General features: G+C 43.2%; 9 protein-coding genes. 2 read left to right on the top strand and 7 right to left on the bottom strand.

Annotated features, from left to right (window positions below; translation table 11 throughout):
• Positions 1 to 635: 635 nt before the first annotated feature.
• Together rocF and HP548_RS00940 are read right to left on the bottom strand one after the other, a co-directional pair.
• Entirely contained in the window at positions 636 to 1,604 is a 969-nt protein-coding gene (rocF, locus tag HP548_RS00945) for an arginase (RefSeq protein ID WP_099859355.1), read from the bottom strand.
• A gap of 53 nt (positions 1,605 to 1,657) precedes the next feature.
• Entirely contained in the window at positions 1,658 to 2,851 is a 1,194-nt protein-coding gene (locus tag HP548_RS00940; RefSeq protein WP_099859356.1) for an ornithine--oxo-acid transaminase, read from the bottom strand.
• 335 nt (positions 2,852 to 3,186) lie between these two features.
• Between HP548_RS00940 and HP548_RS00935 the strand changes: the two genes are divergently transcribed.
• Positions 3,187 to 3,831 (top strand): GntR family transcriptional regulator, encoded by a 645-nt coding sequence (locus tag HP548_RS00935; protein ID WP_076292261.1) that lies wholly within the window; start codon positions 3,187 to 3,189, stop codon positions 3,829 to 3,831.
• Positions 3,832 to 4,009: 178 nt separating this feature from the next.
• On the opposite strand, the gene HP548_RS00930 is transcribed toward HP548_RS00935, so the two are convergent.
• The gene (locus tag HP548_RS00930; protein ID WP_099859357.1) at positions 4,010 to 4,750 is read right to left on the bottom strand and encodes a class I SAM-dependent methyltransferase; all 741 of its coding nucleotides are present in this window, start codon (positions 4,748 to 4,750) and stop codon (positions 4,010 to 4,012) included.
• Between the two features lie 163 nt (positions 4,751 to 4,913).
• On the opposite strand from HP548_RS00930, the gene HP548_RS00925 reads away from it, so the two are divergent.
• Positions 4,914 to 5,270 carry a hypothetical protein gene (locus tag HP548_RS00925; RefSeq protein ID WP_099859358.1) on the top strand — a complete coding sequence of 119 codons (357 nt, stop codon included), beginning with the start codon at positions 4,914 to 4,916 and terminating at the stop codon, positions 5,268 to 5,270.
• A gap of 273 nt (positions 5,271 to 5,543) precedes the next feature.
• On the opposite strand, the gene HP548_RS00920 is transcribed toward HP548_RS00925, so the two are convergent.
• From HP548_RS00920 to HP548_RS00905, 4 genes are all read right to left on the bottom strand, one after another.
• Positions 5,544 to 5,771 carry a cold-shock protein gene (locus HP548_RS00920; protein ID WP_024633773.1) on the bottom strand — a complete coding sequence of 76 codons (228 nt, stop codon included), beginning with the start codon at positions 5,769 to 5,771 and terminating at the stop codon, positions 5,544 to 5,546.
• Positions 5,772 to 5,960: 189 nt separating this feature from the next.
• On the bottom strand, positions 5,961 to 6,161 hold the full coding sequence (locus HP548_RS00915; protein WP_024633772.1) for a cold-shock protein: 201 nt from the start codon (positions 6,159 to 6,161) through the stop codon (positions 5,961 to 5,963).
• A 387-nt stretch (positions 6,162 to 6,548) separates the two neighbouring features.
• Positions 6,549 to 6,785 (bottom strand): DUF6953 family protein, encoded by a 237-nt coding sequence (locus HP548_RS00910; RefSeq protein WP_076292258.1) that lies wholly within the window; start codon positions 6,783 to 6,785, stop codon positions 6,549 to 6,551.
• A gap of 142 nt (positions 6,786 to 6,927) precedes the next feature.
• Positions 6,928 to 7,713, bottom strand: a complete 786-nt coding sequence (locus HP548_RS00905) for a CPBP family intramembrane glutamic endopeptidase (protein ID WP_099859359.1) — start codon at positions 7,711 to 7,713, stop codon at positions 6,928 to 6,930.
• Between the last annotated feature and the right edge of the window lie 299 nt (positions 7,714 to 8,012).

Here is an 8,012-nt window from a genome sequence, read left to right as displayed (position 1 = left end):
TGCTCCAGTCGATCCAAGCCAAGGCTTGTCTCTAACTTTCGCGTTCATTCTGCAAGCAGAATGTTTACTCACTCGTTGTTCAGTTTTCAAAGATCAAACTTGTTTCATTGCCGCGCGTTGTTCACCTCAGCAACTTTTATATCTTATCACATCCGAACCAACTTTGCAAGCTCTTTTTTTTAAGTTTCTTTCGAAGCTTATTTTTTCGCTTGCCGCACCGTGTTTCTCATGTTTTCTTGGCCGGAATTAGAATATACCATGTACAGATTTGGAATGCAAGCTTTATTTTCAATAAACTTTAGAACCACATTCTCCATCAGATAATCTCAATCTCTTTCTTCTATAATAGAGCCTTCGTAATTACCCATCACTTCTAAAGGAACCAAGAGGCAAGACATAACCAAACATTCTTACTCTATAAGGCCCACTTTACACCCCATCCATTCAAGAGCAAGAGGTGCATCCAACAACTATAGCCAGGGAAGCCACACATACCTATCTTCACTCAGTTGAAGATCGTATGGATGAATCTGACCCTGGCTCTTATATAACATTACATTATATTTATTAACCATGCCCTCTATATCTTCTATATAAACATGGATTCATCCGAACAAGAATTAGTAATACATTCATTATAAGATCCGTTTACCCAGCAATGAAGCAATCAGCTCAACTCCAAGGCGGGCCGTATGCCTGTTCTGATCAAACAGCGGGTTAACCTCCACCAGATCCATGGACGTAACTCGGTTGGTGGAAGCGAGCAGCTCCAGTGCGAAATGAGCTTCACGATAATTCAATCCCCCTGGTACCGGCGTACCCACACCCGGAGCCTCACGCGGATCAAGACAATCCATATCAAAGCTAATATGAATACCATCTGTCCCTTCCCCGACTACAGCCAGTGCCTGTTCAATAACCTGTTGTATCCCTATTCGATCAATATCATGCATTGTAAAACTCTTAATGCCAAGCGCTCGAATCTGTTCCTTTTCATACACATCCAGATCACGTAAGCCAATATAGACCAGATTGGAGGCATTAACGAAAGGCCCCGCTCCCGGAATATGAGACAAGTTAAAAGCTGAATGCCCCAAAGCGGCAGCAACACTCATCCCATGCATATTTCCAGATAGACTACGCTCTTCTGTGTTCAAATCCGCATGAGCATCAAACCAGATTACACCCAGATTGGAATAGTGCCCAGACAACCCAGCAAGAGAACCTATCGCTACACTGTGATCCCCACCCAGAACAAGTGGAAAAGAACCTCTCGCTATCGCGCCAGACACTTCACTGCACACTCGCTCACTCACCTGTTTAACCTCGGATAAATATTTCACACGGTTGCGTTCAATTGGAACAACAGACTCTGAAGGACAATCTACACGGATCTCTTTTGATACATTCAACCCAAGGCTGGCAATTTCACGTTTCAAACCTGCTGTAATAAGTTCATCCGGACCTAACTCAGCACCACCTCGTGCTCCTCCTAATCCAAAAGGAACCTTAATGATGGCAACATCATTATGATGCAGAAGCAATTGTCTCGTTTCATTAGAAGCATTTAGCGTTCCTGCAGATTCAATATCAATGTTTTCCATGTAGGTCAGCTCCTTCGCAGCTTATATGAAGTAATCAAGGAATGAAAGGTATATCAATCACGCAACACCTGAGTAATCCGCTCCAACGCCCAGTCAATTTCAGCCTCCGTAATGGTAAGTGGCGGTGCAAAACGGATCGTTGTCTCATGAGTTTCTTTACAGAGCAGTCCAACAGACATTAATTTCTCACAATAAGGACGTGCAGGCACATGCAGATCAACACCGATGAACAATCCTCTACCTCGAATCTCACACACAGCTGAACTGCGAATTCCCTGAAGCTGTTTCATAAAATAATTCCCCAGACGCTCCGAGCGCTCTGCAAGCTTCTCATCTTCCAGAACTTCCAGTGCTGCGACAGCCACGGCACAAGCGAGTGGGTTCCCCCCGAATGTGGAGCCATGAGAACCTGGTTCAAACAAATCCAGTATTTCTGAATTAGCAGCAATAGCCGAGATGGGCATCACTCCTCCACCCAGCGCTTTACCCATAATCCAGATATCAGGTTCAACCCCCTCCCAGTCAGAAGCAAAACGGCGCCCCGTTCGTCCGAATCCGGTCTGAATCTCATCCGCTACTGTCAACACCCGGTGCTGTTTGCACAGCGCAAAGGCTTCAGCAAGATATCCTTCTGGCGGAATGACAATACCGGCTTCCCCCTGAATAGGTTCCACAAGGAAAGCGGCCGTGTTCGGTGTGATCGCAAGTTTAAGCGCTTCAATATCACCATAAGGAATAATTTTGAATCCGGGTGTAAAAGGTCCAAAGTCTTTTTTGTACTCTTCTGAAGATGAGAAAGAGGTGACCGTCAGCGTTCTTCCATGAAAATTTCCTGAGCATACGATGATTTCAGCTTGATTTTCCTGTACGCCCTTGCAACGATATGCCCATCTCCGAACTGCTTTCACGGCCGTTTCAACCGCTTCAGCTCCCGTGTTCATGGCCAGGATTTTGGGTTTGCCTGTAAATTGCGAGAGCTTCTGATAGAAAAGTGATGCCGCACTGCTGTGAAATGCCCGTGATGTTAATGTTACCCGATCTGCCTGATCTTTCAGCGCCTGAATGATTGCTGGATGTCTGTGCCCATGATTTAGTGCCGAATATGCACTTAACATATCCATATAACGGCGACCTTCGGGATCTTCGACCCATACTCCCTCCGCCTGCTCAATGACGATCGGGAGCGGATGATAATTAGGTGCAGCATAACGTTCCGACCAATCCATTAACACTTTTGAATCTGACATATACTCCCAGCACCCCTTTTTTATTATATTGTATACAAAATACAATATCAATGTATGCTTCGCCACGACTATTTACGACTCCTGCTCACTTTTTCCGCTATCACCTAAAAATAAGTTGCATTGTAATGGAAGAACACATTTATACGCTGAAATTACATAAAACGTAATTTTCCACAACCCTAAATCAACATATCTTTAGATCATTAAGATTGCTTGCCCAACTTCCCCCTCGGTGTTAAGATGATAAAAACTTGAAACTCCCGAACGGCGCACCATTACAGGGCTTACACCCTCACACATTCAATCATCACTATATACAGAAGGGGGGATTCGGTATGGAGGCACCCAAATACCGGTCCTTGAAAGATCACGTTTACGATTATATCGCGCAGAAAATTCAGGACGGGACATTGCTCCCCAATCAGAAGATTAATGAAGCGGAGATTTGCAAAAAGCTGGACATCAGCCGTACCCCTACTCGGGAAGCCTTATTTCAGCTCACTTCTGACAATCTTCTGCAATATATTCCACGTAGGGGATTTATCGTCGCTCCTTTTGATGCTGGCAAAAAACTTGAGTTCTCGCAGGCCATTGGTGCGCTTGAGGCACTCGCTGCTACACTCGCAGCGGACCAACTCAAACCGTCTGAGCTCCTGGAGATGGAGGCCCTTGTTGCACGAATGGATGAAGATATTATCCAGCTAGATCTGGCCGCTTACAGCAAAAACCAATATCAATTTCATAACCTATACATCCAACGCTGCGGCAACGCCACTGTCATCGAGATGTTAAACACGTTAAAAAACAGCTTTATTCGCCAATCATATGTCAGCGACAACAAGCCGAAGCTCTCCAGTGTACTTAATGAAGTAAATGAAGAACATCGCCAAATCGTAAGCGCTTTTCGAGCCAAAGATAAACCGCAACTGGAAGCTCTGTTGAAGCATCACTGGCGCATTATCGACAACGATATGCTGTAATGCTTTCAGCCATAATATGGCGTGGACTATTTTCATTACTCACTGAATTGGATTTAGAGTCCAAAACCAAGAAAAAGCAATCCACTTTAGAGTGGGTTGCTTTTTTAGATGCCAGATTTGGCATCAGCCTAATTTTTTCAAATTCGTTATTGGACTACCCTCTCGCCAACAAGTAATCCTACTCTTTCTGTTTGTTATCGTTAACCATTGATGACTTTGCTTCAAAAACCGCATAACCTAGTCTTTTTCCATATCTCGCAAGCAAACGATCATTGGTACGACCCATACGCTGTACTTGCTCATCCTCAAACAAGCTCATATCCATCTCCCGATGAGGGTCATGATCCACGCCCCATTTGCCCATAGAACGAGATTGTTCCTTGATCAAGACTTCAGTAAATCCACACTGTCTGAGACGTTTCTTCCATGTAGTCATGGTTGCCAGTGTCCTTATTCCATAAAATTGTTTCAGTCTTCGGCTCATCACCTCTGTCTTCCTTCCGGATAACACCATCTCCCGATCAATGAATATACCGCCCGGCTTCAATACTCTCTTATATTCCGTAAGGGTACTTCGCCACTGGGTGAAGATAGTGACAGACTCTACAAATACCACATCAAAATAATGATCCGGAAAAGGTAAGGATTTCACATCTGCTTGAATAAAACGAATATCCAAGCGCTCCCGTCTTGCGCGTCGCACCGCTTTCTCCAACATCTGCCGATTAAGATCAACCGCAGTTACCCGATAACCGTTTCGAGCCAGATAACAAGCCGTCCTTCCTGTACCGCATCCCACCTCAAGCACCTTACTATGCGCAGGCAGAGACAGCGTATCCAACAGTTGCATCGTTGCTGTAAACCCTCCCGGATGGGCGCTCCCTTCTCCAAGCCGGGCCAGTAAATCATGATAATCCATGAGATCCCTCCCTTTTACTCCCTTCAGTGTATGGAGTAAATATAAAAACGGCTCCTCCCCATCTAATTTCCGGGTACTCGTCCATACCAATCAGTCTTCTTTTTACTATGATATACAAACCGTTGAATTCAAGCGGCAACCGCACCTATTGAGGAGGATTTGCATGTACAGAATTAATCCGGTATGTGAAGAAACGGTTTCTCCGCACGTTGGACGTTCCGTTTGTCTCGTTATGAACGACGGTAAGCATATGTATGGTACGCTTAGTCAATGTCGTGATGGTAAAATTTATTTGAACGGATGTTTCGAAGGACCACGGCTGTGTTCAGTCAAATCCAAACAAAAGCTTGTAAAAAGCAGCAAGAAAAACGCTGTTGCAACAAAGAAAGTTAAATCCTCGGCCTACGGTCCATATGGTTATGGAGGATACGGTGGGGGTTACGGTGGTTACGGCTATGGAGCAGGGATCGATCTGGCTCTTGTAGCAACCCTGTTTCTGCTGCCGTTCCTGTTCATCTAAAATTTCTAAACAATCAAAAAAACCTTCTCGCTTCATGCGAGAAGGTTTTTTGTTTTCGATTTATCGTTACTTCAAACCCTAAATTCAAGTAAACAAATTGCTATAAATCAAAAATATTCCCACTTAGATATTCAACATAATTGGGAAAAAGGTATAAAAAAAGGCATTCGCCAAAACGAATGCCGGGAACTTCATATTTAATACCCTTACCTTTATACAAGATGTCAGGTTCAACTTAAAAAAAAACACCTCGTTAGAGGCGGGTAAGCTATGTTAAATCCGATTTCCTTTAGGCATCGTTTTCAGATTACTATTCGAATTTTCAAGCAATGGCAGCATCCTGGTCGTGCTAACCATCTCAGAAGCACATATCGGACAAGTAGGCACGCTATCAAACGCAAAATTGTCCCGCATCCATCCTTTGCACGTATCACTCGTACATTCCCAGATTGCCGCATCAGCTTGTGGAATCTCTTCCAACGGTTTTTTGCGATTATACATGACTTCTACCCCCTTTGTTATGGAAAAACATCTAATCCGACGTTATTTCACAGAAGCCACTACTTAGCGGAAGTTTTGTCCCGTCCGGACTTCTGTCTCGACAACTATTGGGCCGACTTTCATTATAACTGCTCAAAAAAAAGAAGCTGCCTTTACCATTATAACATGTTAAAGGCAGCTATGCTTTAATTACAGTTTTACAACTTCTTCTGCTTGAGGACCACGGTTTCCTTGTACAATTTTAAATTGCACGCGTTGACCTTCGTCCAGCGTTTTGAAGCCTTCGCCTGTAATAGCGCTGAAGTGTACGAATACATCTTCTCCGCCTTCAACTTCGATGAAACCGAAGCCTTTATCAGCGTTGAACCATTTTACTGTTCCGTTTTGCATGTGAATTACACCTCCAAATAAAGATTAACATGTTCCTTTGTTCTTTGCAGCAAGCAAATAAAAATTCACACATTGAAAAAGGTACCAGTCATAACCTATAAGTGATCGCCCTTTACAATATGTGAATTAGGTTTTCCACTCTCTACAACTTGTTTTTATTATAACTCCGTTTCCACCAAAAAGCAAATCTTTGTATTTTCTTTTCAAACAGCTTTGGAAATACATGTATTCGCACGCACTGGAACAGGGTTTGTCGCTTGCCTACCGCTCAGTACGGTCTTATGAAAGGATATGCAGATCCGAACCAACTTATACATTTTCTATAAAATATTTTGACATGCATATCCAACACATCCATGAAAGCTCAATCAATTACATAATTACACTCTACGTCCATGCCCACATAAAAGCATCACGATCCCATGCAATCTGCCCACGATGTAACTTACGGAACGCTTTCTTCACATCTTTTGATAACGAAGTATTTCCATTCTCATTCACAAATACAAATTCTTCTCCAAAATTGGACTTTACATATTCAATTGCAGCTTCCTGATGAAGCGTACCGGTGAATTTAATCTCCTGTACCATCCATTCCGCCACTGCCTGTGCTGTTTTTTCCACAATATCACCTATTTATCTACCCATTGTACGGATGAACGGGCCCCCGATTATGTAACAAGCCTGTCATACCGCCAGACTGAAGTATACCACGATCCCAAGGCTGGCGGTAAACAGAGTTATGTAGCTTCCAATCAAGATCGGTTTAATGAACCACTGAACTCCCTGGTGTACTACTCTCTGACGAAGATGATTTCGTTCGAATGCTAAACGTCAACCATACGCAATAAGCAACCAACACAACCAATATGAAGATATCGTAGAAAAGAGTCCCGGTATCTTGCCGGTCGTTCCCAAGAAATTGAATCAAATTATGTATGAAATGAAACAGGATCAGCGGCACGATATTTCCGTTTTTCAACATTAACAGCGCGAGTGCCGCTCCAAGCAGCAATGCATAGATCAATTGCAGAATCGTATCTGCCATACTCTGACCGGATAATGCATTCATGATATGAGTAATAGAAAATAAAACACTGGAAGTGACAACTGCCGCAACCGCACTCTTACGAAGCAAAGTTCTGAAGATCAGTCCACGATAAATGGTTTCCTCCACAAAAGCGACAAGCAAGGTGAAAAAGATAAAAAAGGCGACCTTGGACAAGGTTAACTCTGTAAATCCTTTGAGTGCGAGAGTACCCAGTACAAGGAGTAGCGGAATATAATACTTGGCATGACTTGCCGGGATGGTTCTTAAGGAGCGAAATCCAGTCTCTCTCCATTTGCGTCGTAGGGTGAGATAAATAATGAGCACGAGGGCAATTGGAGTAAATGACATCAATACGGGTGATGTGTAGTCCAGTTGCTTCACGGTTGCAATCGCTCCTGCTACGAAAACCGCCAGCAAGAGGAGTAATTCAATAATCACTACCGTCAGTACCGGTTTACGTGCGGAGAAGGATTGGTTTTGCCTGGATTGCGGGGTTTTCATAAATTGTATCGGCCTCATTTCGTTTTTAATTCGTTGTCACACGAACTTATATGACAATTTAGTTGTATCATATCTATAGATATTCCGGTATCCTTTTCTGGATAAAACTATAAAAGTAACAAAAAAGAGAATTCCTCTTACAGCTTTTACCTTACAATCAGGTATGGCTCAAGTGCTAAAATGTCTATTATATTAGTAAAAGAATAAATTAGTGCAGGGGTGCAACACTTCTGCAACGTCATATATGTGGAGAGTTAATATGAAAGCTGTGAAATGAAGAACAAAATCAGGGGGATACT

The sequence above is a fragment of the Paenibacillus taichungensis genome (assembly GCF_013359905.1).
Classification (GTDB): domain Bacteria; phylum Bacillota; class Bacilli; order Paenibacillales; family Paenibacillaceae; genus Paenibacillus; species Paenibacillus taichungensis.
This window is presented reverse-complemented; position numbering and strand designations above follow the sequence as displayed.